A 26012-nucleotide genomic window follows, 5' to 3' on the forward strand; every position below is an offset into this window, starting at 1 on the left:
TATTTACAACTCCCTGCATCTGGCAACTTAGTAATAACTGAGGGGCTCTGTTTTTCCCCAAAAGATTTTGTAGGAATAAATGGTGTAGCCAATGATGGTTGGCAGCACAACAATTGCACCCCAAAATATCATCCACAAAGAATCTGTTGCAGAAGCTGCTTCCCAGATGGTCATTTTGCCGACGACAATATAAGGGAACATGCTGTAAGCGATTCCTAAGAAGGCCAACACAAAAATGGTGACGCTCAGCGCAAATGGAAGCCAGACAGGCGCAGGTTTATCTCTTTGCATTTTTACTAAATACAAATCAATTAAAACAAAACAGGCCAGCGATAACACTGGAAATGGCAACAAATAAAAGATGTTCGGGAAAGTAAACCACTTTGCCGCAATCTCAGCACTAAAAAATGGAGTGGCTATAGAGATAATGCCTACTCCCAGGGCTGTCAACCACAAGCATTTTCTGGCCCAAGCTACTGCCTTGCGCTGAAGCTCTCCAGAGGTTTTCATGATCAGCCAGCCCGCTCCCAATAGGGCATAGCCAGCGGGTAAACACAATGCGACGATGAATGCGAATAACCAGCCCAAGCCTCCAGAGTCAAAGCCGATCACTTCTCTGCCCACCATAACACCTTGGGATGCGGCGGCCAAGAAGCTGCCAAAAAAGAATAGGAAATTCCAGACCGCTTTTTGACTGAGATGTGCCTTTGCCCGGAAGTCAAAAGAAACGCCGCGCAGAATGAGTCCAGCAAGCATGATGCCAACGGGTAAATAGAGCTCAGTCAAAATAATGCCATGCGCCATTGGGAAGGCGATCAAGAGCACGCCAACGCCCAGCACTAACCAGGTTTCATTTGCGTCCCAAAATGGGCCGATTGAAGAAATCATGATGTCTTTTTCTTCATCTGTTGCCTGATTAAGCAAAATGCCGACGCCTAAGTCATAACCGTCGAGGACAACATAGGCCACCATGGCAATACCCATGGCCACCAAAAAGAAAAGGGGCAGCCAGCCTGCAGGTTCTAGTAGATTGGGAATCATATTTTTCTTTAAGCTCCGATAGGACGGTTAACTAAGTTTGGCCTTGCGTCATCGGCAGCTTTTACGGGACTAGTCTGACGGGCCAAATAGAACACCACCCAGATATAAGAAAGGATCAGGCCGAGATATAAGGTCAAATACATCACCAAGGTTCCTAAAATCATATTAGTTGGTAGTTTGGTAACAGCATCAGCCGTTTTTAGAACTCCCGTGACCAAGAAGGGTTGTCTGCCCACTTCTGTCACATACCAACCAGCTACGACACCAACCCATCCAGAAAAACTCATTGCGCTTAGGGTCTTTAAAAGCCATCTTGGTAGTTCTTGTTTTTTTCTCACAAGGTAGAAACCCACAAATGCTGTGAGCAACATTAACATTCCAATTCCAACCATGATGCGAAAAGCAAAGAAAACCGGTTTGACTGGAGGATGCTTATCAGGGAAGGCATCCAAGCCTTGAACCTCACCATCCCAAGAGTGTGTCAGATACAAGGATGCCAGTTTTGGTACAGCAACTTCATACTTGTTTGCCTTGCTAGCCTCATCTGGGACTGCAAACAAGACTGCATCAGCCCCTCTGGTGGTTTGCCAAATACCTTCCATTGCCGCTACCTTAGCAGGCTGATATTCCAGAGTATTTAAGCCATGCATATCGCCCAAGACAATTTGCAAGGGGGCCAGTACTACAGCAACTGTCATAGATAGCTTAATCAATGCTCGGCTACCAGCAAGATTAATACCTCGCAAGTATCGATAGGCAGAGATACCGGCAATTAAAAAGGTTACCGTCAAGAATGAAGCCGTCATCATATGGAAGAGGCGATATGGCATGGAGGGATTGAAAACAATCTCAAGCCAATTGGTCGCATGCGCTTGACCATTGATCATTTCAAAGCCCTGCGGGGTTTGCATCCAAGAATCTAAAACGATGATCCAAAAGGCCGACAGCGAAGTTCCAAAGGCAACGAGGAAGGTGGCAACAGTATGAGCTCGTTGTGAAACCCGTTTCGCTCCGAAGAGCATGATCCCCAAAAAGGTCGCCTCAAGAAAAAAGGCTGACAACACTTCATAACCCAGCAAGGGTCCGGCGATATTACCCACCGTTTGCATATATCCTGGCCAATTCGTGCCGAACTGAAAGCTCATCGTAATGCCGCTCACAACGCCCAAGGCAAAGGTTAAGGCAAATATTTTGACCCAGAACTGGTAAGCCTCGCTCCATTCGGAATGGCCAGTCTTATTAAATTTGATCTTGAAATACAACAGAGCCCAGGCTAATGCTATGGAGATAGTTGGAAAAAGAATATGAAAAGTAATGTTGGCAGCAAATTGAATTCTGCTCAAAATAAGTGCATCAAGCATCGTATTACCCCTTATTTTTATCTTGTCCTTTCATTATGCTCTTCGGACATGGGTAAAACAATTGCTTGATCAGATTACTCAACTACCTTTATTGCTGTGAGGGGAATGTGCTCTAGCGGGCCCTAGAGCGGTATTCCTTGGCAGCTGCATTTTGAGCGATTACCTTCTCACGGAAATTAGCGACTAATGTTTTTTGGTGAGTGCTTCTATGGGTCTTAAGCCAATAAAGCACTCCGAGCAGAACAAACCAAATAGGTAAAACGTATAGTGCAACACGAGTATCTTCACTCAGTGTTAGCGCATAGAGAACAATTGCAAAAAATACAAACGCTACATAGGGCATCACCTTGCTCAGAGGCATTTTGTACTCAGACTCATCGTGAGCTTGGGGTAGTCGTCTGCAGTAGGCCAAGTAAGCCAGCAAAATCATAGTCCAGATAAAGATGAAGATAATGGCTGCTACGCTACTCACAATTTCAAAAGCCGCCATCATGGACTGTGTAGTCGTTAACAATACAGTCGCCAACATAATCAGCGCAGTTCCCAAAAAGATACCGCCGGATGGAATCTTGAAGGCAGTCAGCTTACCAAATACCGCTGGGGCATGGTGTTGCTTAGCCAGGCCATACAACATCCGTGAAGTGGCATAGATGCCGCTATTACTCGATGAGGTGGCAGAACTAATCACCACCAAGTTCACAAGCGATGCAGCACTGACCATGCCAATCAAAGAAAACATACCAACAAAAGGACTTTCATTCGGGGAAATATCAGTCCAAGGGGTGACCATCATCAAAATCACGATTGTGCCAATATAGAAAATGATAATCCGCATGGGTATCTTGTGAATCGCATCAGGCAACATGACTTTAGGATTGCGGGTCTCCGCCATCATCGTGCCGATAATTTCCATTCCAGCATAAGCAAAAATGGTCATTTGTAGACCGGCCAGCAATCCCGAAATTCCATGAGGAAAAAAGCCACCGTAAGACCACAGATTACTCACTTGCGCTTTCACTCCAGAAGGAGATACAAAACCGGTGGCGCACAAATAAATACCTAAACCAATCAGGCCAATAATGGCCATGACTTTAATTATGGCCATCCAAAATTCAAGCTCACCAAATGCTTTCACTGTTAATAGATTTAAGGTCAGCAATAAGAGAATCAAGACCACTGCCGAAATCCAATGCGGCAAATCGGGGAACCAAAATGAAACATAGCCAGTGATCGCAATAATTTCAGCAATCGCCGCCACAATCCAGACAAACCAATAAGACCAACCCACAAAAAATCCTGCTGCAGGCCCCAAGATATCTTCTGAAAAATCAACAAAGGATTTGTAAGCCAGGTTATGCAGCAATAACTCGCCCATCGCCCGCATTACGAAATACAGAATCAGCCCAGTAATGGCATAGATAAAGATGATTCCAGGTCCAGCCAAAGAAATAGTTTTGCCTGAGCCCATAAACAGGCCGGTGCCAATACATCCACCAATGGCAATCATTTCGATATGGCGTTGATTCAGACCACGCTCTAGCTCACTACTCTTTTCCATATGAGACAACTTATGTTGGGTGTTAATAATAAAAAGACTATATCAAAGATAACTTTGGCTGCAGAGCATGTGCTTATCTAGATCAGTAGATGCCCAGTCTTCACAAAGATCGTACAGCCTTCTTGACTAAAGGGCTGGTGCAAGCTCATATGGGGACTTCTAATCCATGAACCGGTTGGATAGCGCCCGTGCTCATCCTCAAACACGCCATCAATGACAAAGATTTCTTCACCACCAAAATGCTTATGTGGATTGAAGTAGGTTTGCGGCGCCCAACGAACTAAAGTCGATCCACTACCTTGCCGCATGAGTGGCATCACATGAAGACCGGGAACCATGCCTTGATACCAAGGGGCTGTTTTGGTATCGACGATCTCTCGCTCCACTTGATCGGGACCAAGATGTCGCAACTTCACAAAGAGAGTGCACCCAGCATCGCTAAATGGTGCATGAGAAGAGCTCGGTGGATTCATGATGTAAGTCCCAGCGGAATAATCGCCAGTCTCATCGCTAAATACTCCATCTAAAACAAATATCTCTTCACCAAATTCATGACTATGGGTTGGAAACTTGGATCCTGGTTGATAGCGAACTATGGAAGTCGCTTTCGCCAGCTCGTCACCCATACGATCCAGCATGCGTCTCTCCACCCCCAATTCGGGACTTGGGATCCACGGTAAGTCGTGATGATTTATCACAACTCTCTGACTGTAATCAGCGTTGATATTCATTTAGTTCATTTCAGATATTTAAAAACTTCACAAAGCATAGCAAGCAAAATGAATGTGTGCCCAAAAGACAAAACCCCCACCATTGCTGATGAGGGTTTGCTTTTCTGGTGGGCCCACCAGGACTTGAACCTGGGACCAAAGGATTATGAGAGCAGACATCCAAGATAGACCCTTATAAACAGGGGCTCTGCGGGTGGTCAGTGTCGGTGTGTAAGCAAATGTGTAAGCAAATTCGTGGATTTAAAGGAAGCGTGGGATCACTCTTTGGTTTTCAAAACCACAGGAATTTTGGAACAACCATCTAGCACTTCGTTGCTCCAAAGTACATTTTGAATGATTTGTAAGTGTTACTTAAAGTAACGCTTGTTTAACCAACGACCGCTACCGACCCAAAGCAGTCATAAAAAGAAAAAAACCGCCCGAAGGCGGTTTAGATCTAACGTAAATTGGATTAATGGTTATGCCCTGAATTACCCATAGGCATATTCTGCTGCATTTGCTGAGGCATCTGCCCTCCAACCATTGGCATGTTCCCACCATTCATAGGCATTTGCTTTTGCATCTGCTTAATTTGTGCAGGAGTCATGTTGCCCATCATCTGTTGGTGCATTTGCATCATTTGTGAATGCATTGAAGGATCACATTGCTCATACCTTGCATTGCCACTCATTTGATGAGTGTCAGCACCTTTATAGCCAAGTAATGATGGGTCTAACATTCCCGAAATCATAGCGATATGCCCAAATACTAGGAATAAGGCAACGCCGATCGCTAAGAACCACTGCCTCAGGCGTTTCCAGCTGGCAATAATGAAAACATCAGTAATGGCGCCCATACTGCAAAAACCTGTTTTTTGCATCACCATGCCCAACGCAAAAGTAATGGCAAAAGTTGCCCAAAGAACAGACTTGCCTAAAGAGGAAATATCAACAACATCCATGGTGATTAGATTCAGAAAAATTAAGGTTTAAATTTATAAAACTGTTTATTCAGGTAGGCAGTTACATCAGCCTCGTCCTCCGGAAAAAGATCCAGGCGCAATTCAGTATTGCAACGCTCTACCATCGACTTTAGTTTTGGAAGAGAGTTCACCTTGCCATCAGATCGCGTGTAAATCATGTCGCCATTACCAAAGCCTGTTTTCTTTGCATGGCAGGCGTAGCACTTCTGCTGATCAATTGCTTTCCCATTTTCTAGGTTTGCACTCGCAAAACTAGAGCTAGCAATAGAGATCAAGGCCAATACAAAAGACCTACGAATAAATGCGGTGAATGTCATTACAAATCAGTGATTTATGGCTAAAACCACCATTTTAGAGCTAAGTGACTAATTTCGCCCTATTCGGCCTGAATGGATAGATAAACGTTATACGCATTCATGCGGTTGGCCGATCTAAATAAAAGCATACCTTCGTATTCAGACCAATCCACCTGTTGATAAGCCTCTTCAAAGGGATCCATATTAATTGCTGCTGCTGACATAGATTCTCTTAAGTATTTAAGGTAAGCGCGAGTAAAGCCGATATCCTCAACTGGCTTGACAGAGTACGCTCCATGACCTGGAATGACGACATTGGGGTTGAGCTTTTCAATTTCATCCAAAGCCAGTAACCAGCCTTTGCTATCAGCGTTACCCACAAAAGGAATTCGCCCACGAAATACTAAATCTCCAGCAAAAAGCACTTTTTCTGAGGGCACATACACTATGAGATCTTCTGGAGTGTGGGCAGGACCAACCCTAGTGATCAAAAATTCTACTCCGCCAATATTCAATCTCTTTTTTTCATCAATCCAGACATCAGCTGATATCAGCCTTGTATTTGCATTAACCCAAGGAGCAAAATCAATGCGAGAAGCGATAAGACGTTGTTTTGCTGTTTCAGAAGACAGGTAATTTCTGCCCTCACCCTGAGCATAAATGCTTGCACCAATTTTCTTAAACTCCTGTAATCCATAAACATGATCAGCGTGATAGTGACTCACAATCACTGCCACAACTTTTTGATTGGTGATCTTCTTAATTTCGGCTAAGAGCTTCTGGGCAAGTATTGGTGATCCCAAAGCATCCATCACCACTACACCCTCTGGCGTGATCACAAAACCAGCGTTAGAAATAAAGTTCTGATTTGCACTGCTTCCCATTTCGGGGCGCCCCTGGACAAAATAGGTATGAGGAGCAACTTGTATTGGCTTGAGCTGGACATTATCTGGCGCTCCAGCGGACTGCGCAAAAGCGGCCCCCAAAAAGATAAGGGACCCAAGAATCCCCGTCCAAGCGCGGATGAAACAAATCATGACAAAAACTGCTTATGGCTTAATGTAGGCAAAGCCATCCTTATATTGAAGATCCGCAACCCGCACCACTCCAGATGGCGTGAAATCAGCATCGAGAATAAATTGATCTTTCTTAAGATTGCGATTTTTTAAAGTAATTTCACATACTTCAAATTTGACGCCACGAGACTTCAATGCCCCAATCAGTGGTGCGTACTCGATATTATTTTTCTTGTCTTTAGCACCTTCCATCAATAAATCAACGCCATTGGCATGGGTGACGACAATGATGGTGGTATCAGGGGCCGTATCCAAATGGTTACGAATATTACGCAACCCCTTTAGACCTTGTGATTCAGCATCATCAATGTGATAAACCACTTTTGTTGCGCCTGTGTGCTGTGCAAATGCCATTGAACCAAGACCAAAAGTCAATATGGTGGCAAGAAATAAGTTGATGAGTTTTTTCATCTCATTGACCTTCAAATAAGGGGGTTAAATAGGAGCCATACCAGGGTTGTTAGCAACCCCTTTAACAACGGGCTCATTGAGTTTCACTGCTTTGACAACCTTCACATCTTTTAGGTGACGTTCAATCACATCCCAAATTGGCTCACCACCAGCGTTTTTAGCCTCTTCACTTACAGGCGCCCAACCGGCAACCTTATAGGTCTTGCTAGCTTCGATAGCTTTCCCATTCAGACGCATATCAGAGATGCGGTTTCCAGCACTTTGGACGGGATCGATGGTGTATTGCATGCCGCCAACACGCACCATATCGCCGCCCTGTTGGTAATAAGGGTCTGGGTTAAATAAATTATCAGCCACATCCTCTAGGATCGTCTTAATCATTTCACCACTCATATTCGTTACTGTGGTGTAGGGATAAGTAATGGCAGTTTGGTCGAGAAGATTTTCGCGAGTAATCGCTTGGCCAGGTAGCAGGCTTGTTCCCCAGCGGAACCCTGGTGAAAATGCAATCTCCGCATTTTTCTGAGACATCAAACCATCTAAGATTAATTGATCAAAGCTGCCATTGAAATTACCGCGACGGTAGAGCAGACCATCGGTAGTTGCTAATTTTTCATTTAGCTTGGCTTCATAGGGTGCCCTTACCTTAGCAATCAACTTTGACATCGCAGGGTCAGCAGGAATCATATTGGAGAAGATGGGCAATAGCTTGTAACGAAAATCTACTGGCTTTCCACCTTTGACATCAAAATCTAATACGCCTAAGAACTTACTGTTAGAGCCAGCATTAGTAACTAGGGTTACACCTCCAGAATTCTTAACCTTTACTGGGATAGGAACGCCGTCATGAGTATGGCCGCCCATAATTGCATCTAAACCACTCACACGGGAAGCCATCTTCAAATCAACATCCATACCATTGTGAGAAAGCAAGACGACTACTTTAGCGCCCTTAGCTTTAACCTCATTGATTGTTTTTTGAAGATTTTCTTCCTGAATACCAAAGGTCCAATCAGGCGTGAAGTAACGGGGGTTTGCAATTGGGGTATAGGGGAATGCCTGTCCAATAATGGCAACTTGAATGCCATTTTGTACTTTCATAACATATGGATTAAAAACAGAATCGCCAAAATCTGCCGTCTTAATATTTTGCGCAATAAACGAAACTTTACCTTTGAAATCGCCGTTTACGATCTCCATTACACGCTTTTCACCCAGAGTCATTTCCCAGTGAGGCGTCATTACGTCAACACCCAATGCAAGTGCTGCATCAACCATATCCTGGCCATTAGTCCAGAGGGCTGTACCTGATCCCTGCCAAGTATCTCCTCCATCAAGCAATAACGCACCAGGGCGATTTGCCTTCATTTGTTTAATGAGGGTTGCCATGTGAGCAAAGCCACCCATCTTGCCGTAATTCTGTGCTGCAGCGACATAGTCTAAGTATGTAAAAGCGTGCGCATCACGAGTGTCCGGGGCAATACCATTTGCCTTTAAAAAGTATTCGCCTACTAGGTGCGGTGTTTTGCCTTCTTGCGAACCAATCCCAATATTTACATTAGGTTCACGGAAGTAAATTGGCAATAACTGAGCATGGCAGTCTGTGAAATGCAAAAAATGGACGTTACCAAATTTAGGCAAATCATAAAATTTTTGCGCATTACTTTGAGCGCTTACAAAATTAGATTGGAGGCTCATCCCTCCTGCAGATGCTATAGCTAAAGCTTGCAAAAAATCGCGACGACTTAATGACATAAGATTCCTTCTATGAAAACAGGCCTATCGGCCTGTCTTTCATTTATTTATTGATTAACTGGTGAAGTTGGATCCAATAGCAATGCCATCAAATCTTGAATTTGCTGCTCATTCAAGAGCTTAAAATGAGCAAACCGAGGCATATTGCTACAAGCGTTATATGCCTTTGAATTATTGATCCGATTCCAGGTATAAACCACTAACTCTTGAGAGTTACCGCGTAACTTTCCATAGTTCCAAAGAGAAGGCCCAATCGTTCCATAAGAAATTTCTTTCTTATCGATTTGATGGCAGTTATAACAACCGCCGCCAATTGGAGTATCAGCTTTGTCAGTCCAAGTGGCACCACGACCGCTTTGGGCAATCGCTTCACCCTTTTTCCAGTCACCAATGTACTTGCCATCAGATGGCTGCTTAATATCATCCATATTGATTTTTTGGATCTTTTCACGCATCCCTTGGGCTTTTTCACTACTAGCAAATACAGGGTCAGAGCAAAACTTTTGTGTTTCATCTTGTTGAATGCGATCTAAACCAGCAATACCCTCAGCCCTAAAACCATCCTTCATCATTTTGTTAAATTTAGGATCATTTTGTTGTTGAGCAAAGACACTACCCTGCGTTAAAACCAGAGTTAAAGCTATTCCGGTAAAAGCGAAGATGGATTTAATGTTCTTAGTTTTCATTTTCTCTATCTCTTATCCATTAACGCTTCAAACCAGGGGTCTCTACTATTCCACCATTGGCATTCTTCGCCATATACATAGATAACGCTATGGTGACATCGGAGGCATAAATTGGGAATGGGAAGCGCTGTTGACGATAGCAATCATTTAAACGTTGTTGCATGGTCCAAAATTGGCCGCTAGATACGCGATATGCAGGCCAAGAACCCCATCCCATCGCTGCGCCCTTCTGAGTCGTCAAATTGGGGAGATCCTGCAAGCGAATGCGTTTACCATTTTCTCCATGACACGATGCACATGAGAAGTCCATAGGGCCGCCTTCGAAATAAAATGCACGCTTACCGAGCTCATACATCTCTTTTTCTTTTGGGTGATTGGTGCTGACATTAATCTTTTCACCTTTAGACAAAGTGACGACGTAAGCAACAATAGCCTCCATGTCCTTTTTGGGGCCCACTTGAAATGGTGCATCAATCATTTCTTTTGGGTTACGACCTTGCAAGTTCTGCATACAAGTCATCAAGCGCGACTCAAGATCTTGGACCTTATTTGTATCTTTAAAGTAGTGTGGCAACTGTGCCGCTGCACCCTTAACAACCCCTGGCCCAAGACCTAGGTCACACTTCTCCAGTGTGGCATTCTTTGGGCCAGCAGGTGTTTTCCATAAATCTTCACCTGCCGCCTCATAAAGCTCGGATGGATTTCCATCAGCAATCATTTCGCGATATTTTGCGATTTCATCCGTTGCCGTTTGCGCAAAGACCAAAGATGAAAGCGATATGCTGGCTGCCAGTATTCCTAAGGTCAAGCCCAAGGTGAATTTACGCTGCATTTGTAACCCTTTCAGAACAATGAAGGCACTTAAAGATGTATTGCTTATGAAGCAGTTGCCTCATCAGTACGCTTATCACCCTTGTTGTCCACCCAATTCACAACAATCTTGTCGCCCTTAGCGCCCTTGTACTTAAAGTTCAAAAATGGGTCTTTGGAAACAGCTGGACCAAATTGGCCATTCAATACATCTTTACCATTTGCTTTCACATTAATGGTAGTGATATGCCATGCAGGGATGACTTTTCCGGCCGCATCTTTGCGCTGACCTGACTCCATGTCATGTTTCATTAAAATTTTTACATCCACAATTCCACCGTTCTCGGCTGCTCTAACGCGCATTGGATCAGACATATGTTCCTCTTGTAATTAGTAATTAGTTAAATGTTTCGCTGGGCTCTTACGTGCTTAACCGCCACAACCGCCGAGAGTTACCTTTACTTCTTTGACGGCCATACTCCACTTGCCATCTGCCTTTACCAATGCATAGACGTTAGAGGTTTGACCCATCTTGATACGGGTCGTCACAAAGGACTCAGTTCCGGCAGGGATAAAAAATTGAGCAGCCAAGGCACTCGGGTTCTTTTCAACCAAGATTGCCATTTGATCAGCTTTGAGCGTAGTTGTAATGCCAACCGGAACAACTGCACCGTTTTCTGCAATATCAGGAGCGTTCAAGGTAATGGCTGCTGATTTGTCGGGACTGCCAGCGCCTAAAATTTTGAAAACATCATCTAAGCCCTTGCCTTCAAAAGCGGCTTTATTCCACTCTTGTGCTTGCGCCAAACTAATAAGGCCTGCAGAAGCCATCAAGCCAAATACGGCTGAATACTTCAATACACTGCGTCGCTGCTGATTCATAAAAACTCCTTTATTAAGCTCTCTACGTGAATATATTACTTTCTAGTCAATCATTCTAGTTGTTGCTAGGGTATGTCCTATTTCCCTCCAGACAGCACCCAAGTAACCAATGTCTTGCGATCCTCTTCCGATAATTGAGCCTGTGGAGGCATCGGAATGGCACCCCAAACCCCAGAGCCGCCATTCTTCACCTTAGCCATTAACTTGTCTAAAGCTCCGCTCTGACCTTGATACTTAGAAGCGATATCGGCAACAGAAGGACCAACTAACTTGCTGTTCATCGCATGACAGGCGGTACAGTTCTCGCTTTTAAACAATGCTGCGGGGCCCTTGCTAATTGCATGTGTCTCAGACGCATGTGCCAAACCTTCGCCTGCAGCTCCAGGTAACTTTGCCAAAGGTGGTTTAGTGGAGTCGGAGCCACGAAATGGGCCATATTGACGATTCTGCTCAGCAATATTTCCTTGAGCATTTCTTGCGTAATCAGGTAACTCAGAACCAATTTGCACAAATTGCACGCAGTTATGCATACATGCAGTTGCATGAACATCAGGAGTGCCTTTTGAATTCCACATCCCGTGTTTTAAAGTCATGCCATTGCGGTTAGGCATCCGTTTTTGGACTTCAGCAATGTTGGTATTGCTCAGCACAAAGTCATCGGGAACAACTTCAGCCATACTGAGAAGATATGCCACTAAGGCAAAGGTATCGTCTGGTGTTAATGAGCGTGGTGCATTCCACGGCATGGCTCGATAAATGTAATCCCATAACGAGGAAACAGTAGCCACCTTCATGATGGTTGTTCTTTGAGGCTGCTTTCTATCGGATAGTGAGGCTACCCTACCCGTCTTAATATCATCTGCGCTTGTCCCACCAATAATGGGTGTAAAGATTTCATTAGACTCACCGAAAGTTCCGTGACAAACAGAGCACTTAGATTCCCAAAGCTTCTGCCCTTGCTCTACTGAGCCAGAACCCTTTGGAAGCCCCTTGAAGTCTGGTCGAACATCAATATCCCAAGCAGCAACTTCTGCTGGTGTAGCGACCCTACCAATGCCAGGAAAACGTGTACTAGAATTCTGGGCAACTGCAGAGCCAATCACAAAACACGTTGTTGCAACAAACAGAGTAGATTTTGCAAATTTAGCCAACTTGAACATTGCTAACCTCCCCATTAGTGCCAACCTTCCATGATTGAATAGCATTATTGTGATAGATCGAGCGAGTTCCACGGACATCTCTTAATAATTTGATGGATGGCTGAACATAGCCAGTATCGTCAATCGCGCGAGATTGCAAAATTGCAGGGGAGCCATCCCACACCCAATCAATATTGAAACGAGTAAGGGCCTTACTTAAGACTGGAGTCTCTAGGCGTGCTGTCTTCCAATTATTTCCACCATCAAAAGATACATCTACTCTTTTGACTTTGCCTCTTCCAGACCATGCCAAACCACTGACGTTATAGAACCCCTTATCGAGTAATTGCTGACCACCTGAAGGAGTAGTAATGACTGATTTACATTCTTGAATAGAGGTGTACTGACGTGCCATACCATCGGGCATGAGATCGTTGTAGTGGACCGCCTCATCTTTCGTTGCATATGGCATATCTCCAACCTCTAAGCGACGCAACCACTTCACCCAACTTACCCCCTGAACACCAGGAACTACAAGGCGTAAAGGGAAGCCATTTTCAGGGCGTAGCATTTCACCATTCATACCCCAGGCGACGATTGCTTCATTCAATACATCACTTAAGTTTATGGTTCGAGTCATACCAGAACCATCACCACCTTCTGCCAATAAATATTTACCTTGCTTTAAATCAGCACCACACTCCTCTAAGAGAGCAGCCAATGGCACGCCAGTAAATTCACAACATGAGAGCATGCCATGGGTGTACTGCACAGTAGGTACAGCCACGTTACCCCACTCCAAACCAGTATTAGCCCCACATTCAATAAAGTGAATGCGCGAGACAGACGGCAGACGCATCAAATCATTCATGGTAAAGACGCGATTATGTTTTACCAAACCGTTGACCATCAAACGATGCTTTTCCGGATCAATGTTGTACCAGCCCTGATGCTGCCGTTCAAAATGCAAGCCGTTTGGGGTAATGATTCCGAATAGCCCCTGCAATGGGGTAAATGCCACTGATGCCGCAGAAACTCTCGTTAATCCAGGAGACTCACGACGAATTAAATTAGCCTCGTAAATTGAGGGAGCCCCATATGGCATAGTCGCAACATTTTTACCAAGCGTGGTTTGCCATACCTGCTTCTCTAGAATTGCTGGATCACCTTCTGCTGACGCTAGCACGTTCATGGATGCGCCTAGACCTACCGCACCTCCCAAAGCAGCCATAAATCCATTGCGCATGAAACCACGACGAGTGTCATCCATGCCATTCTGATTGAGGTCTGCAATTAAATCTTGAGACAAAAAGTTTTCAGGGGCCTGCTGAATTTGGCCTCTTCGTTTTGGATCTGACATTAAGGAAAAACTCCTGTAAATATAAGCACTAAATTCGGTTCTGGAATTCTTTAAACAGCGTTAACTGGAATCTTGAGGTAAGTCATTCCATTCGCTTCTTTAGGTGGAAATTCACCAGCCCGAATATTGACTTGGATAGCCGGGAGAATGAGTACAGGCATCTCTAAAGTTGCGTCACGTTTGGTTCGCATCTCAATAAACTGCTCTTCTGGGATTCCATCATGCATGTGAATATTGGACTTTCTTTGTTCTGCAACGGTAGTTTCGTATTGAACTGGTCTTTCATTTGGCGGATAGTCATGACACATGAATAATCGTGTCTCAGGTGGAAGACTCAAAATCTTCCTCATAGACCGATACAAAACATGGGCATCACCACCAGGGAAGTCACAACGCGCAGTCCCAACATCTGGCATAAACATCGTGTCACCCACAAACACAGCATTTCCTACTTGATAAGCCATGCAGGCAGGCGTGTGACCGGGTACAAACAGTGCTTTTAAGCTAAGGTCGCCAAAGTGAATCTCTTCACCATCCTTTAGTAAATGGTCAAATTGCGAACCATCTGTGGAAAATGAATTTTCGAGATTGAAAATGCCTTTGAACACGCCCTGCACTGCTGATATGTGATCACCAATCGCTACTTTGCCGCCGAGCTTTGATTTTAAGTAAGGTGCTGCAGTAATGTGGTCTGCATGCGCATGGGTTTCAAGAATCCACTCCGTCTTGAGATGGTTTTTCTCTACAAACTGAATGACTTCATCGGCCAACTTGGTATGAGTGCGACCCGACTTGGGGTCATAACTGAGAACTGAATCAATGATGATGCAACTAGAGCCTGTTTTTTCATAAACAACGTAAGTTACGGTCCAAGTCTCTGGATCAAAAAATCCTTTTACAACGGGGTTCATCTTCTGCTCACCTAAGTAATATTTCTTAGTGCAATTATTGAATAATGCTGGTAAAAATACACTAATAACTAACCCTTATATAGATATTACTTTTAGTTATATAGATGATATTGCTATATAACCATTGAATAAGAAAGTGGATAAAAATGAATAGAGAGCAAAAAAATACAAAATATGACGTGCTTATCGCAGGCGGTGGTGCAGCAGGGATAGGATTGGCGGCAAGCCTGAAAAGTCGTGATAAATCTCTAAGCATCGCCATTATTGAACCCTCGGATGCACACTACTATCAACCATCATGGACTTTAGTTGGTGGTGGCGCGTTTGATGTGAGAGATAGCAAACGTAAAACCAAAAACCTGATTCCTTCTGGCGTGACTTGGATACAAGACAAGATCACCGGTTTTAAACCCGATTCAAATGAAGTCATGGTAGCGAATGGATCGCCTATTCAATACCAATATTTAGCAGTTGCGACAGGTCTTAAAAGCAATTGGGATGCAATTCCCGGGTTGACTGAGACAATCGGTAAAAATGGTGTCACTTCAAACTATAGTTATGACTACTCTCCATATACATGGGAGTTGGTAAAACAAATGAAGTCTGGCAAAGCTATCTTTACCCAGCCACCTATGCCAATTAAATGCCCAGGCGCCCCCCAAAAAGCAATGTATTTGTCTTGCTATGAATGGGAAAAGCAAGGGAAGTTAAAAAATATTGAAGTGGAACTGAATAATGCTGGCGGAGCTTTGTTTGGTGTAGCCGACTTCGTCCCACCTTTAATGGAGTACGTCCAAAAATATAATGCCACTCTGAACTTTAACTGCAACCTTATCTCTGTAGATGGGCCAAATCAAAAGGCGATCTTTGCAGTCAAAGATGCCGACGGCAATGTGACTCAGGTTGAGAAATCATTTGATATGCTGCATGTAGTTCCCCCTCAGGGGCCGCAAGATTGCGTCAAAGATAGCCCCATAGCAGATGCGACTGGTTTTGTGGAGGTCGATCAATTTACCTTGCAGCACACACGCTACCCAAATATTTTTGCACTTGGCGACTGCTGCTCATCACCAAATTCAAAAACAGCTGCTGCAGCCAGAAAACAAGTGGTAGTCGTTGCTGAAAATCTCCTTGCCCATAAACATCAGCAGCCAATGCCACTGAAATATGATGGCTATGGCTCCTGCCCGCTTACCGTGGAGCGAGGAAAAATTGTGCTTGCTGAATTTGGTTTTGGCGGCAAGCTCTTGCCAACTTTCCCTTGGTTGATCAATCCGTTAAAAGCAACGAAGTTAGGATGGATCTTGAAAAAAGATGTGCTGCCATGGCTGTACTGGAATGCAATGCTGAAAGGTAGAGAGTGGTTGGCTCGTCCTTTTGAAAACTAAATAATGGAAAGTTATTTAATCGCTCCTGCACTCGGAGTATTTGTTGGCATATTAATGGGGCTCACCGGCGCAGGTGGTGGAATTCTCTCCGTTCCGTTGCTGGTTTTTGCCTTTCATATGCCAATTTCTGAGGCAGGACCAATAGCTCTATCCGCAATTGCCCTATCTGCAGGGGTTGGAGCAATTATTGGACTGAAAGAAAAGGTGCTGCGCTATAAAGCAGCAATGTTTATGGCTGTATTTGGCCTTATTCTTTCACCTATTGGATTATGGGTGGCACAACGCGCGCCAAACACTCCGATGCTATTGATGTTTAGTGGCGTATTAATTTACGTTTCCACGAGAATGTTTATTCAAGCAACTCAGACTATCGCTGGAAATGCGCCTGTTCTACAAAAACCTCCTCCATGTCAATTGGATATGTCTATTGGTAAATTAATTTGGACTGTTCCCTGCGCTAGGTCTCTCATGTTTGCTGGTGCATGCGCTGGATTCTTATCAGGTTTACTTGGCGTTGGTGGAGGCTTCATCATCGTTCCCTCCCTCAAAAAATTTACCGACCTTCCGATGAAAGCGATAGTTGCAACATCATTAGGTGTACTGGCTATCGTCTCAGCTGGAGGCGCTTTTGTATCTCTAGCCACAGGTATCTTAGATTTATCAATTGCCCTCCCCTTTGCTATTGGATCACTAATAGGATTATTGGTTGGCAAGATATTAGAAAAAAAGATTAGCGGTCCAAGAGTCCAGCAAATTTTTTCTATCTTTACATTTTTAGTAGCACTTAGTCTTATCTATAAATGTTTTATTTAACTTGGAGAAATATATGAAACCAACCCGTCGTCAATTTATAATTTTGTCTGCTGCTGGCGCCTGCACCTTAGCCTTGAACGGTAAAGTACAAGCTCAAGCAATGGTTGCTGAAACTGATCCACAAGCTGCTGCTTTGGGATATAAGTCCGATGCCACCAAAGTAGATAAAGCAAAGTACGCCAAGTATGCTGCTGGCCAACAGTGCAGTAACTGCGCATTATTTCAGGGCAAGGCTGATGCTGCCGCTGGTGGTTGTTCATTGTTTGCTGGCAAGCAAGTTGCTGGTAAAGGCTGGTGCTCTGCTTACGCCAAGAAGGCTTAATTGCTGCATTCGCATTAATGCCATTAAAAGGCTGCTTCGGCAGCCTTTCTTTTGAAGAAATTAAAGACCGCGCTCCGAAAAAGCACGTAACGTATCATTGTTTGATATTTCGGCAGTAAGCCCACTGACATTCAATACCAGCAATTACTCTGACATGGATGCTAAGGCCCCTCTAATCGCCTAAACTTTAAAGTGCAGCATCAATCCATGTCTTCGCATTTGAACAAAGGAGCTATTGCAGGGCAGCTGGGAGGCTTTAATAGCTTTAGAAAAATAATATGATCCTACGTCGATCATGCCAGCATTAATCTCAGAAAACTATGACTCCGCCTAAAATAAAGCTTGGCTCGATTTTTTACTATTTAGCGATGAAAGCTTAGAGGCTCTTCACCAAGGGTGGAAATAATGTTTTAGAAATTTTACGAAGTGGAATGTTTCTAGGGGCAGCTACAGAATGAGAATAACAATCGCCTAATAAAGCCCCCATTCTAAATAAATCAACGGGAGTCACAATTTGAACAATGCTAGACGAACCGCCTGGATTGAGATGGTGTAGCTTTATGAAGCCCTTTTTTGACAGCCAGGAAACACTGAGCGTCGCATAAATAGATGTTTATCAACTCCATTTTTGACTTTTTAATTTAGACGATATCCAAATTAAAGTTAGCATTGCTCCAATCAGCATTAGCCCTGCACCTGTAAACTGCTGTGAATCTTGTGAATAAACATTACAAAGCCTTTCATTACTTTGAAAGTAAAAATTACCCGCCCAAATCATCATTGACAGAAAGTAGCCTATAAAAAATATTTCCATTACCAAGGTTGATTTACTCAACGAAAGTCTGATAAGAATTCCGCACAAAACCAGTGAAATAATTTTTGCAATATCGTACTTCCAATTGATGATAGCCCTATCTATTGATATAGGTAGCATCCAATATGCCAATATGAGTTGTGACAGAATAAAGCTAGTAAGCCCGTATAAGTTTAATCTGCTTAACTTATCAAAATTAAATTTCTCTGGGAATGTAATGAAAACCCCCGAAAGAATTAGAAGCGGCATTTGAATATTCATATGCCACATCATGTCATTTATGATGAGTACCCGAAAAGGATTTATTGACAAAGTAATGGCGGACAGAAAGCACAACCCAGAGAGAGAGTTTTTCTGAATACGCATCACTTCAATGCCTCTTGCTAACTATAGAAAATAATTCATCCATATCTTCAAGATTGCTAATTTGAATTAATCTTCCCTGAGGATCAATAAGGTGGAGTGATGCGTTGTGATCTAAATCATTAAATGGCGGGATTTTAATTACGTATATCCCAAAGTTATCAAGTAATAAATCTAGGTCATTTAGATTTTGTAGTGTGTAGATATTCCAAACTGACTTATCAGCAGCTATCTTTTGTGAATATTTTTTTATCGCCTCAACATCGTCATGCTCAGGGTCAAAACTGATAGAAATCAATCTAACTTTATTTTCTAGATGTTTTAGTTTGATTTTTTCTTGAATGCTATCAAAGATACTTGCTTGTGCAATACAAATTGTTTTACAAGAAGTATAAAAAAAGTCCAACAGCACAAATCGCCCATCTTTACGAATAGAATCGCTCAGACGCTCTTGCCCACCCTGCATATTTAGAAGCATTAAGTTGGGTATCTCGGCAGGCTGCCGAGCTATCTGGTGGCGCCTATAACTCTCAGTTGTAAAGGATCTTCCAAAGTCGGTAGCAAAACCTAATATGAAAAATCCAATTAGTAATACTGCTGTTGCACAGATAAAAGTTAGCGGAAGATAGTTAAGTTCCAGATCTGATTTCTTCGGCATTTTTATACGGCTCTTGCCTTGCTTTAGTTAAGTCTCTTTGTTTTTTGACCACATCTTCAGCAACAGCTGACTCCTTATTGCCCCAGTCAGACCTGATATATGTTATTACAGCAGCGATTTCTCCGTCAGAAAGGGTATGCCAAGCGGGCATTACTCCGTTGTACGCTGCGCCTTTAACTTCGATCTGCCCTTGAATTCCATGCAAAAGTATCTTGGAGAGAACATCTTGATCACCCTTAACCCATTCTGAATCTGCCAAGGGCGGGAAAACACCCGGTAAGCCTAGTCCAGTAGCCTGGTGACAGGCTGCACATTTCCCGATGTAGATCTGCTTTCCATCAATTTGACTTGCTCCACTTGAAGAGGATTTTGGATCCAATGATGCAAGTGTCCTTTGATCGCCAAAACTTGATTCGCCACCGGTGGGGCTAACAACGATATAAAAAGCACCCCACATCAACATGGCCCCCAAAAGCAAGGTCACAATCCATGGTAAGGGTCGCATACCTTCGCCTGGATCGATCTTTTCTCGCTGAATTTGATCGCTATATTTCGATTGAGATTCTTTATCTATCATCTTGTATCTATTAATTAATTGCTGTCCCGTGTTTCTTTAACATCTGAATTTAAGGCTGGGTAAGTATGATTTAAAGACTGCAAATACTGAACCAAAGCTATCGCCTCAGGTTTGGCTATAACAACTTGCCCCTCTTTGACGTAGCCAGGCGGAAGATTCACAACCTCTTCCCCATCTTTTGCAGACCCGTTTCTAACTTCAAATAAAAATGGGTACGCGGGCATGATTGAACCAGGGGTATAAGCTCTAGGTTGATAAAGATGCCCAAGATGCCAATCCTTACTTGGCTGTCTTGCGCCAATGTTAAACAGATCAGGACCAGTCCTCATTGTGCCTAATAAATGAGGTGTATCGTATTTGTAGTCCCCAGCAACAGAGGCCCTTCCCCAACCACGTTTTGAATCTGGCCCTTGAGCAGAGTCCCTAGGTTGCTGTGAATGGCAATAAACACATCCATTGGCTATGTAAACTTGACGTCCATCTAGCTGCTCTCTAGTGTAGGGTTTTAGACCTTCAGGCGCTTTAATGTCATCCAATAAAAAATATGGAATAACTACAAGTAGAGCTGTTGCGAATGCAAGTATCACCATGGCGCCAACAACGATTCGAACTTCGTCCATTTCCCAAGGATTTTTGCTTTTAAACATTTTTACCCTCAAAGTAAGACCAAATTTTATTAGCCATTGAACCACCTATCAGGCTGGCGCCAAGGCGCTTTGGACCAAACTTCCATCCCATAGCAAAAAAGTGAAATGCGAATACAAAGTGGCCAAGTGTCATTAGTGCGCCCCCGATAGATCGAGCCTCAAGATAAGGAAGAGTCACCGCAACACTTTGCATGAATGGCATGTCTGGGTTGAGCATCGCCAATCCTTGTAACCACCCGCCGATTGAGAGCCAAATAAAGTAGATTAAAAAACCAATCAATACAAGCCAGAAATGCAGGGAAATCAGCTTGGGATAAGGCCACTCCCAATTCATGACCCTGGGCATGATGTAATAAATTGCTCCAAACATCACCATTGAAAAGAATCCGTAGAGCCCAAGATGAGCATGTGCTACTGTAAAGTGAGTAAAGTGCGTAACAGTATTAACAGAACGCAAGGCCTCCAATGATCCCTGCACAGAAGCGGCCGTATAAAGAATTGTTCCTAGCACAATAAATCTTAGTGTAGGCGAATAAACAAGTGCCTTGAAATTCCCTAAAACAGTCATATGTAAATTTACTGTTACTGCAAACACAGGAATAATCATCATCACGCTTTGGACAATTGACATAGTGATTAGCCAAGTGGGAACAGGGCCGCCTATTAGATGGTGTCCCCCAACCTGGCTGTAAAAAAATGCAAGGCTCCAGAAACCTAAAAGTGAGAGGTTATAAGAGTAAATTGGCTTACCAAGGATCTTGGGTATCAAGTAGTAGGCCGATGCCAAACCAATGGGCGTAAACCAAAGCCCTAGTACATTATGGCCGAACCACCAATTCATCGTTGCTTGCTCAACACCAAAATGCAAGTACGGGACATTGGCAATTAGAAACAGTACTGGAAACCATAAAAGTCCTGCAGCAATATACCAAACAGATACATAAAGATGATCAACCTTACGCCTTAAAAGTGTCATCCAAAGCGGCAACCCAACCAGTCCGCCACCCACCACCAATAAGATGTCAATTTGCCATGGAAATTCAAGCCACTCGAGACCATCAGAGTAGCCTAGGGCGATAGAAAGTGCCCCTAAAAAAACTCCTACGGTCCAAAGAGCTCCTCCTGCAATTGCATACTTTGAGCCAACTAAATGTGTCTTAAGCAATCTCGGAATGAGCCAAAGCGAGACCCCAATTCCAGCCAGGGAGCACCAACCATAAGCAACTAAATTAAGGTGTATAGGCCGAATGCGTCCAAAAGTGAGCCAACTATATTGAGCCAGCCAGTCAGGGGAATGCAACTTAACAGAGGAAACTAAACCTGCGACTGAAGCGATTAACAGCCAAATCACAGCCAAAGTAAGGCAAATACCTACCGCTAATGAGCTAGATTTATCAGCCTCTGCCCTAGCCCTTAAGTCCTCCTGAATTAAATCATCGCTTAGCGGTGTTGTACCAGTAACTGTTGCCTGCAATTCTTTTAATTGAGCAAGCGTAGCCGCAGGATCGTCAACAAAACCCACTTCATTTTTGCTGAATATGGTTACTGCAGCATTGACACTATCCCCAAACATTCCTTTGGACATTGACCAAATATAAAGAAAAAGGGCAAATAAAGAGAGGATAAAAGTGGCAAGTAAAAGAGAAGCAGTAAAGTCCATTTAAGGCCTATTAAAAAGGAAATTTGGCATCAAGCTATTTTAAGGCCTGAAATAAAATGATCTTTGATCTAGATCATGGATCTAATTAGAGCTCAAATTCCCCTCTCAGAGAACCTACGCAATGCTTCAATGCTGGGAATTTGTACTGAAAGACGGGTGATATTAGTGAGTAAACCTTGTTCAGCCATTGAAGCTAATGCACGACTAATCGTCTCAAACTTGACATCCATCATTAATCCCATATCTTCGCGCCTGAACAGCGGAGCAATAGCAGAGGATCCTAACTCTTTAGCTAACTTTAAAAGAAAGTGAGCAAGTCGCACTTCAATTCTTCCAGTATTAATCTCCGAGAACCATGACTCTGATTGGGATAATGCCTCACCCCATTTCTTAACTATTTGCCGATGAAGTCTAGGAGATTCCTCGCCTAATGAAGAAATGATGACTTTAGGAATTTTGCATAACCGTACATTTGTGAGAGCAACAGCTGAATGCTCGTAATGCTCACCCAACAGAGCCTCCATTCCGAATAAGTTTCCGGGCAATGCCACTCTCACAATTCGACTTGAGCCGTTGGGATTGATATGAAGTAATTTAATGTACCCCTCACGCAAGGTATACAGAGACTGTGATGAATCGCCTTGAGTATATATATTTGCATAAGCTTCAAAGCTCAAATCATCTATAGGGCTATGAATCTTAGAAAAATCTTCCTCATTCAGCTCGGCAAATAACGCAGAACTCCTAATAGAGCACGCCTCGCAATTGCTATTACCGTTCCAAGCGCTTTTAATTTCTATAGTCTTCATAAATATTGGGTTAATTAAGAGCCTAAAGAAGGTTAATTCATATTTTATTCTATAGTTATATCGTTTTGAAAGAGATAACCGCACAAACGAAAAAACCACCCGAAGGTGGTTTTGATGTTTTTTTGGTGGCCCGGGGCTAAATCGACCAGGGCCTGGGATGGCCGACTAATCTTCACATCAAAATTCAACTAAAACTGTGCAATATTTGCCTACACACTCTCTAGCATGCCCAGCGTTACTTAAAGTAACGCTTAAAAGACAAAACCCCCACTATTGCTGATGAGGGTTTGCTTTTCTGGTGGGCCCACCAGGACTTGAACCTGGGACCAAAGGATTATGAGTCCTCTGCTCTAACCAACTGAGCTATGGGCCCGTAAATACTTCGATCAATCTTCCTCTAGGAAAGTTTTTAGCTTGTCACTACGACTTGGATGACGCATTTTACGGAGTGCTTTTGCTTCGATCTGACGTATACGCTCTCTGGTGACATCGAATTGCTTGCCGACTTCTTCGAGAGTGTGGTCTGTGCTCATCTCAACACCAAAGCGCATACGCAATACTTTTGCTTCGCGAGGTGTGAGTGAGTCCAAGACATCCTTCACGACATCCCGCATGGAGTCATGCAAAGCTGCCTCTGCTGGCGCCAAGGTATTCGAGTCCTCAATGAAGTCACCCAAATGAGAGTCTTCATCGTCACCGATTGGGGTCTCCATGGAGATAGGCTCTTTCGCGATCTTCATGATCTTGCGAATCTTATCTTCTGGAATTTCCATCTTGAGCGCTAAGGTTGCAGCATCGGGCTCATGACCAGTCTCTTGCAAGATCTGGCGGCTGATGCGGTTCATCTTATTGATGGTCTCAATCATATGCACTGGAATACGAATCGTGCGGGCTTGGTCAGCAATAGAGCGAGTAATAGCTTGACGGATCCACCAAGTTGCATAAGTGGAGAACTTATAACCACGACGGTATTCAAACTTATCAACCGCCTTCATCAAACCAATATTGCCTTCTTGGATCAAATCCAAGAACTGCAATCCGCGATTAGTGTATTTCTTGGCAATGGAGATCACCAAACGCAAGTTCGCCACGGTCATTTCACGCTTCGCTTCACGGGCACGCTTCTCGCCAGCGATCATCTGCTTATTAACTTCTTTCAACTCAAGAAGTGGCAGAACCACACGAGTCTGAATATCAATCAGCTTTTGTTGCAACTCTTGAATCGCTGGAACGTTACGCTCCAAGAGGGCTGAGTAAGGCTTATTTTCTTTGAGTAATTTAGCAGTCCAGCCCAAGTTCATTGACATCTTAGGGAACTCTTTTAAGACTTCACCGCGGTTAACGCCGACTTTATCGACCAACAGGCTCACAATACCGCGCTCCAGTTTCCAGACCTGGTCCACTTGCGAGCGCATGGTATCGCATAACTTCTCAACACTTTTTGCAGTCAAACGGAAACCCAGCAACTCATTGCGAATGTTTTCTTGAGCCTTAAGGTAAGCAGGGCAGTTATAGCCGTCTTTGTCAAAAGCTCTACGCATTTTGTCAGCTTGAACACGAACTACTGCAAATTTTTCGAGGGAGATTTGCTTAAGCTCTTCGAGCTGCTTTGCATTTGCTGTAGCAGCACCACCGCCACCGCCGCCCTCTTCGCCTTCGCCACCCTCTTCGCCTTCTTCAGCATCAGGGTCAATCTCAGGCTCTTCAGGTCCCAACTTAATATCTTCAGCATTAGGATCAACCAAACCATCCACAAACTGATCAATTTCCATTTCACCAGAAGCAATCTTGGCAGCGTTATCCAAGATCTCAGCAATAGTCACTGGGCAAGCAGACAAAGCCATCACCATGTCTTTTAAGCCAGCTTCAATCTTCTTGGCAATGACAATCTCACCCTCACGCGTCAAGAGATCAACCGTGCCCATTTCACGCATATACATGCGCACGGGATCAGTAGTACGGCCAAACTCAGAATCCACTGTAGATAAAGCAGCTTCGGCTTCTTCCTCTGCCTCTTCTTCTGAGGTGGCTGCAGCTGTGTTCTCACTTAGGAGCAATGTTTCTGCATCAGGCGCTTGCTCGTAAACAGTAATGCCAATGTCATTCAATAAACCAATCAAAGTCTCTAATGCATCCGCATCGGACAACTCATCTGACATCACGTCATTCATCTCACCATGGGTTAAGTAACCCTTAGATTTACCCATCTTGATCAATGTCTTCAAGCGGGCACGACGGAGTTCTTGTTGCTCTTCAGAACCCAACTGCTGCGCAGCGAATTCTTTTAAGAGGGCCTTTTCTTTTGCTTTGCGCTCACGGGCTTTTTGGCGATCGGTCAGAACAACCTCACCGCTTTCAACTGGTGCAACTTCCGCTTTTGGCTTACGGCCGCGTGTTTTCTTTTCCTCGACTACCTCAACTACGGGCAACAACGCTTCTTTTGCTTTTTTACCCTTAGCAACCGGCTCTGGCTTTGCGACAACCTTGGCGACTTTAGCCGGTACTACCTTAGCGACTTTCGCAGTCACTTTTACTGCCGCCTTAGCGACAGGCTTAGCAGCTGGCTTTGCGGTAGGCTTAGCTACTGGCTTTCCAGCCACTTTCTTAGCAACAGGCTTCGCTTTAACTGCAACTTTCTTGGCAACCGGTTTCTTAGCTACTGGCTTGGCTTTGACTGCAACTTTCTTGGCAACCGGTTTCTTAGCTACTGGCTTGGCTTTGACTGCAACTTTCTTGGCAACCGGTTTCTTGACTGCTACTTTTGCTGGCACTTTTTTCGCAACAGGCTTTTTAGCAACGGCTTTAACGGCGGGTTTTTTTGTCTTGGTAGTTGGCATTTGTTGGTACTTACTTACATTACTGGTGATTGATATCGACTGATTAAGTACAGCCCCGTTTGTCACTTGCCCCAAATTTCATCAAAATAATGCGCAAGTGACTGAATTAAATCGGTTTTTTTCTGGGAATAGAGGATTATAGTCGA

General features: G+C 43.9%; 26 protein-coding genes and 1 tRNA gene. 3 read left to right on the forward strand and 24 right to left on the reverse strand.

All coding sequences use genetic code 11. The features are described from left to right. Positions 1–27: 27 nt before the first annotated feature. The 16 genes from AOC06_RS06855 to AOC06_RS06930 form a co-directional block, all read right to left on the reverse strand. Positions 28–1041: a cytochrome d ubiquinol oxidase subunit II gene (locus AOC06_RS06855; RefSeq protein WP_215379717.1), complete on the reverse strand. Its 1014-nt coding sequence runs from the start codon at positions 1039–1041 to the stop codon at positions 28–30. 8 nt (positions 1042–1049) lie between these two features. Beyond that, the gene (locus AOC06_RS06860; RefSeq protein ID WP_215379719.1) at positions 1050–2402 is read right to left on the reverse strand and encodes a cytochrome ubiquinol oxidase subunit I; all 1353 of its coding nucleotides are present in this window, start codon (positions 2400–2402) and stop codon (positions 1050–1052) included. 112 nt (positions 2403–2514) lie between these two features. Then, complete coding sequence (locus AOC06_RS06865) at positions 2515–3960, reverse strand: amino acid permease (RefSeq protein ID WP_215379721.1); 1446 nt, start codon at positions 3958–3960, stop codon at positions 2515–2517. 77 nt (positions 3961–4037) lie between these two features. Further along, on the reverse strand, positions 4038–4691 hold the full coding sequence (locus AOC06_RS06870) for a cupin domain-containing protein (protein ID WP_215379724.1): 654 nt from the start codon (positions 4689–4691) through the stop codon (positions 4038–4040). 451 nt (positions 4692–5142) lie between these two features. After that, a complete protein-coding gene (locus tag AOC06_RS08825; RefSeq protein ID WP_255879927.1) occupies positions 5143–5631 on the reverse strand; it encodes a DUF6803 family protein in 489 nt (162 codons plus the stop codon). 20 nt (positions 5632–5651) lie between these two features. Continuing rightward, entirely contained in the window at positions 5652–5969 is a 318-nt protein-coding gene (locus AOC06_RS06880; protein ID WP_215326928.1) for a hypothetical protein, read from the reverse strand. A gap of 59 nt (positions 5970–6028) precedes the next feature. Beyond that, on the reverse strand, positions 6029–6985 hold the full coding sequence (locus tag AOC06_RS06885) for an MBL fold metallo-hydrolase (protein ID WP_215379728.1): 957 nt from the start codon (positions 6983–6985) through the stop codon (positions 6029–6031). 12 nt (positions 6986–6997) lie between these two features. Then, positions 6998–7435 (reverse strand): DsrE family protein, encoded by a 438-nt coding sequence (locus AOC06_RS06890; RefSeq protein WP_011902651.1) that lies wholly within the window; start codon positions 7433–7435, stop codon positions 6998–7000. 24 nt (positions 7436–7459) lie between these two features. Then, on the reverse strand, positions 7460–9190 hold the full coding sequence (soxB, locus tag AOC06_RS06895) for a thiosulfohydrolase SoxB (protein WP_215379731.1): 1731 nt from the start codon (positions 9188–9190) through the stop codon (positions 7460–7462). A 47-nt stretch (positions 9191–9237) separates the two neighbouring features. Next, the gene (soxX, locus tag AOC06_RS06900; protein ID WP_011902649.1) at positions 9238–9876 is read right to left on the reverse strand and encodes a sulfur oxidation c-type cytochrome SoxX; all 639 of its coding nucleotides are present in this window, start codon (positions 9874–9876) and stop codon (positions 9238–9240) included. Positions 9877–9895: 19 nt separating this feature from the next. Further along, the gene (gene soxA / locus AOC06_RS06905) at positions 9896–10708 is read right to left on the reverse strand and encodes a sulfur oxidation c-type cytochrome SoxA (RefSeq protein WP_215379732.1); all 813 of its coding nucleotides are present in this window, start codon (positions 10706–10708) and stop codon (positions 9896–9898) included. Positions 10709–10752: 44 nt separating this feature from the next. After that, a complete protein-coding gene (gene soxZ, locus AOC06_RS06910; RefSeq protein WP_112205036.1) occupies positions 10753–11061 on the reverse strand; it encodes a thiosulfate oxidation carrier complex protein SoxZ in 309 nt (102 codons plus the stop codon). 54 nt (positions 11062–11115) lie between these two features. After that, complete coding sequence (gene soxY / locus AOC06_RS06915) at positions 11116–11568, reverse strand: thiosulfate oxidation carrier protein SoxY (RefSeq protein ID WP_112205038.1); 453 nt, start codon at positions 11566–11568, stop codon at positions 11116–11118. Between the two features lie 77 nt (positions 11569–11645). Further along, a complete protein-coding gene (locus tag AOC06_RS06920) occupies positions 11646–12728 on the reverse strand; it encodes a c-type cytochrome (protein WP_215379734.1) in 1083 nt (360 codons plus the stop codon). Beyond that, the gene (gene soxC, locus AOC06_RS06925; protein ID WP_215379735.1) at positions 12712–14067 is read right to left on the reverse strand and encodes a sulfite dehydrogenase; all 1356 of its coding nucleotides are present in this window, start codon (positions 14065–14067) and stop codon (positions 12712–12714) included. The genes AOC06_RS06920 and soxC overlap by 17 nt, the downstream gene beginning before the upstream one ends. Before the next feature lie 50 nt (positions 14068–14117). Continuing rightward, complete coding sequence (locus AOC06_RS06930; protein ID WP_215379737.1) at positions 14118–14978, reverse strand: MBL fold metallo-hydrolase; 861 nt, start codon at positions 14976–14978, stop codon at positions 14118–14120. Positions 14979–15124: 146 nt separating this feature from the next. Between AOC06_RS06930 and AOC06_RS06935 the strand changes: the two genes are divergently transcribed. From AOC06_RS06935 to AOC06_RS06945, 3 genes are read left to right on the forward strand one after another with little or no spacing between them, the layout of a single operon-like run. After that, entirely contained in the window at positions 15125–16366 is a 1242-nt protein-coding gene (locus AOC06_RS06935; RefSeq protein ID WP_215346930.1) for an NAD(P)/FAD-dependent oxidoreductase, read from the forward strand. Positions 16367–16369: 3 nt separating this feature from the next. Next, entirely contained in the window at positions 16370–17179 is an 810-nt protein-coding gene (locus tag AOC06_RS06940) for a sulfite exporter TauE/SafE family protein (protein ID WP_215379738.1), read from the forward strand. Between the two features lie 13 nt (positions 17180–17192). Then, entirely contained in the window at positions 17193–17501 is a 309-nt protein-coding gene (locus tag AOC06_RS06945; protein WP_215379740.1) for a high-potential iron-sulfur protein, read from the forward strand. A gap of 616 nt (positions 17502–18117) precedes the next feature. Here AOC06_RS06945 and AOC06_RS06950 read toward each other — a convergent pair. The 8 genes from AOC06_RS06950 to rpoD form a co-directional block, all read right to left on the reverse strand. Continuing rightward, on the reverse strand, positions 18118–18684 hold the full coding sequence (locus tag AOC06_RS06950) for a hypothetical protein (protein ID WP_215379743.1): 567 nt from the start codon (positions 18682–18684) through the stop codon (positions 18118–18120). Position 18685: 1 nt separating this feature from the next. Next, complete coding sequence (locus tag AOC06_RS06955) at positions 18686–19336, reverse strand: SCO family protein (protein WP_076024300.1); 651 nt, start codon at positions 19334–19336, stop codon at positions 18686–18688. After that, positions 19308–19913 carry a c-type cytochrome gene (locus tag AOC06_RS06960; protein WP_076024299.1) on the reverse strand — a complete coding sequence of 202 codons (606 nt, stop codon included), beginning with the start codon at positions 19911–19913 and terminating at the stop codon, positions 19308–19310. The genes AOC06_RS06955 and AOC06_RS06960 overlap by 29 nt, the downstream gene beginning before the upstream one ends. Positions 19914–19927: 14 nt before the next feature. Then, positions 19928–20560, reverse strand: coding sequence for a cbb3-type cytochrome c oxidase subunit II (locus AOC06_RS06965; protein WP_083657567.1), 633 nt, complete (start codon positions 20558–20560; stop codon positions 19928–19930). Next, positions 20553–22220, reverse strand: coding sequence for a cbb3-type cytochrome c oxidase subunit I (locus tag AOC06_RS06970; RefSeq protein ID WP_215379744.1), 1668 nt, complete (start codon positions 22218–22220; stop codon positions 20553–20555). The genes AOC06_RS06965 and AOC06_RS06970 overlap by 8 nt, the downstream gene beginning before the upstream one ends. A gap of 92 nt (positions 22221–22312) precedes the next feature. Then, positions 22313–23029, reverse strand: coding sequence for a Crp/Fnr family transcriptional regulator (locus tag AOC06_RS06975; RefSeq protein WP_215379746.1), 717 nt, complete (start codon positions 23027–23029; stop codon positions 22313–22315). Positions 23030–23325: 296 nt separating this feature from the next. Beyond that, positions 23326–23402 (reverse strand) — tRNA-Ile (locus tag AOC06_RS06980). A gap of 13 nt (positions 23403–23415) precedes the next feature. Beyond that, positions 23416–25866: an RNA polymerase sigma factor RpoD gene (gene rpoD / locus AOC06_RS06985; protein ID WP_215379748.1), complete on the reverse strand. Its 2451-nt coding sequence runs from the start codon at positions 25864–25866 to the stop codon at positions 23416–23418. Positions 25867–26012 lie beyond the last annotated feature (146 nt).

The sequence above is a fragment of the Polynucleobacter paludilacus genome (assembly GCF_018687595.1).
GTDB classification, from domain to species: domain Bacteria; phylum Pseudomonadota; class Gammaproteobacteria; order Burkholderiales; family Burkholderiaceae; genus Polynucleobacter; species Polynucleobacter paludilacus.

Bases quoted from the DNA above. Each gene is read 5' to 3' on its own strand.
- AOC06_RS06885 (WP_215379728.1), bottom strand. From the start codon at position 6,985: ATGATTTGTTTCATCCGCGCTTGGACGGGGATTCTTGGGTCCCTTATC.
- AOC06_RS06965 (WP_083657567.1), bottom strand. From the start codon at position 20,560: ATGTTTAAAAGCAAAAATCCTTGGGAAATGGACGAAGTTCGAATCGTT.
- AOC06_RS06930 (WP_215379737.1), bottom strand. From the start codon at position 14,978: ATGAACCCCGTTGTAAAAGGATTTTTTGATCCAGAGACTTGGACCGTA.
- soxA (WP_215379732.1), bottom strand. From the start codon at position 10,708: ATGCAGCGTAAATTCACCTTGGGCTTGACCTTAGGAATACTGGCAGCC.
- AOC06_RS06945 (WP_215379740.1), top strand. From the start codon at position 17,193: ATGAAACCAACCCGTCGTCAATTTATAATTTTGTCTGCTGCTGGCGCC.
- AOC06_RS06975 (WP_215379746.1), bottom strand. From the start codon at position 23,029: ATGAAGACTATAGAAATTAAAAGCGCTTGGAACGGTAATAGCAATTGC.
- AOC06_RS06870 (WP_215379724.1), bottom strand. From the start codon at position 4,691: ATGAATATCAACGCTGATTACAGTCAGAGAGTTGTGATAAATCATCAC.
- AOC06_RS06890 (WP_011902651.1), bottom strand. From the start codon at position 7,435: ATGAAAAAACTCATCAACTTATTTCTTGCCACCATATTGACTTTTGGT.
- soxB (WP_215379731.1), bottom strand. From the start codon at position 9,190: ATGTCATTAAGTCGTCGCGATTTTTTGCAAGCTTTAGCTATAGCATCT.
- AOC06_RS06955 (WP_076024300.1), bottom strand. From the start codon at position 19,336: ATGCCGAAGAAATCAGATCTGGAACTTAACTATCTTCCGCTAACTTTT.
- AOC06_RS06970 (WP_215379744.1), bottom strand. From the start codon at position 22,220: ATGGACTTTACTGCTTCTCTTTTACTTGCCACTTTTATCCTCTCTTTA.
- AOC06_RS08825 (WP_255879927.1), bottom strand. From the start codon at position 5,631: ATGGATGTTGTTGATATTTCCTCTTTAGGCAAGTCTGTTCTTTGGGCA.
- soxC (WP_215379735.1), bottom strand. From the start codon at position 14,067: ATGTCAGATCCAAAACGAAGAGGCCAAATTCAGCAGGCCCCTGAAAAC.
- soxZ (WP_112205036.1), bottom strand. From the start codon at position 11,061: ATGTCTGATCCAATGCGCGTTAGAGCAGCCGAGAACGGTGGAATTGTG.
- AOC06_RS06940 (WP_215379738.1), top strand. From the start codon at position 16,370: ATGGAAAGTTATTTAATCGCTCCTGCACTCGGAGTATTTGTTGGCATA.
- AOC06_RS06880 (WP_215326928.1), bottom strand. From the start codon at position 5,969: ATGACATTCACCGCATTTATTCGTAGGTCTTTTGTATTGGCCTTGATC.
- AOC06_RS06855 (WP_215379717.1), bottom strand. From the start codon at position 1,041: ATGATTCCCAATCTACTAGAACCTGCAGGCTGGCTGCCCCTTTTCTTT.
- rpoD (WP_215379748.1), bottom strand. From the start codon at position 25,866: ATGCCAACTACCAAGACAAAAAAACCCGCCGTTAAAGCCGTTGCTAAA.
- AOC06_RS06865 (WP_215379721.1), bottom strand. From the start codon at position 3,960: ATGGAAAAGAGTAGTGAGCTAGAGCGTGGTCTGAATCAACGCCATATC.
- soxY (WP_112205038.1), bottom strand. From the start codon at position 11,568: ATGAATCAGCAGCGACGCAGTGTATTGAAGTATTCAGCCGTATTTGGC.
- AOC06_RS06960 (WP_076024299.1), bottom strand. From the start codon at position 19,913: ATGATAGATAAAGAATCTCAATCGAAATATAGCGATCAAATTCAGCGA.
- AOC06_RS06920 (WP_215379734.1), bottom strand. From the start codon at position 12,728: ATGTTCAAGTTGGCTAAATTTGCAAAATCTACTCTGTTTGTTGCAACA.
- AOC06_RS06860 (WP_215379719.1), bottom strand. From the start codon at position 2,402: ATGCTTGATGCACTTATTTTGAGCAGAATTCAATTTGCTGCCAACATT.
- soxX (WP_011902649.1), bottom strand. From the start codon at position 9,876: ATGAAAACTAAGAACATTAAATCCATCTTCGCTTTTACCGGAATAGCT.
- AOC06_RS06935 (WP_215346930.1), top strand. From the start codon at position 15,125: ATGAATAGAGAGCAAAAAAATACAAAATATGACGTGCTTATCGCAGGC.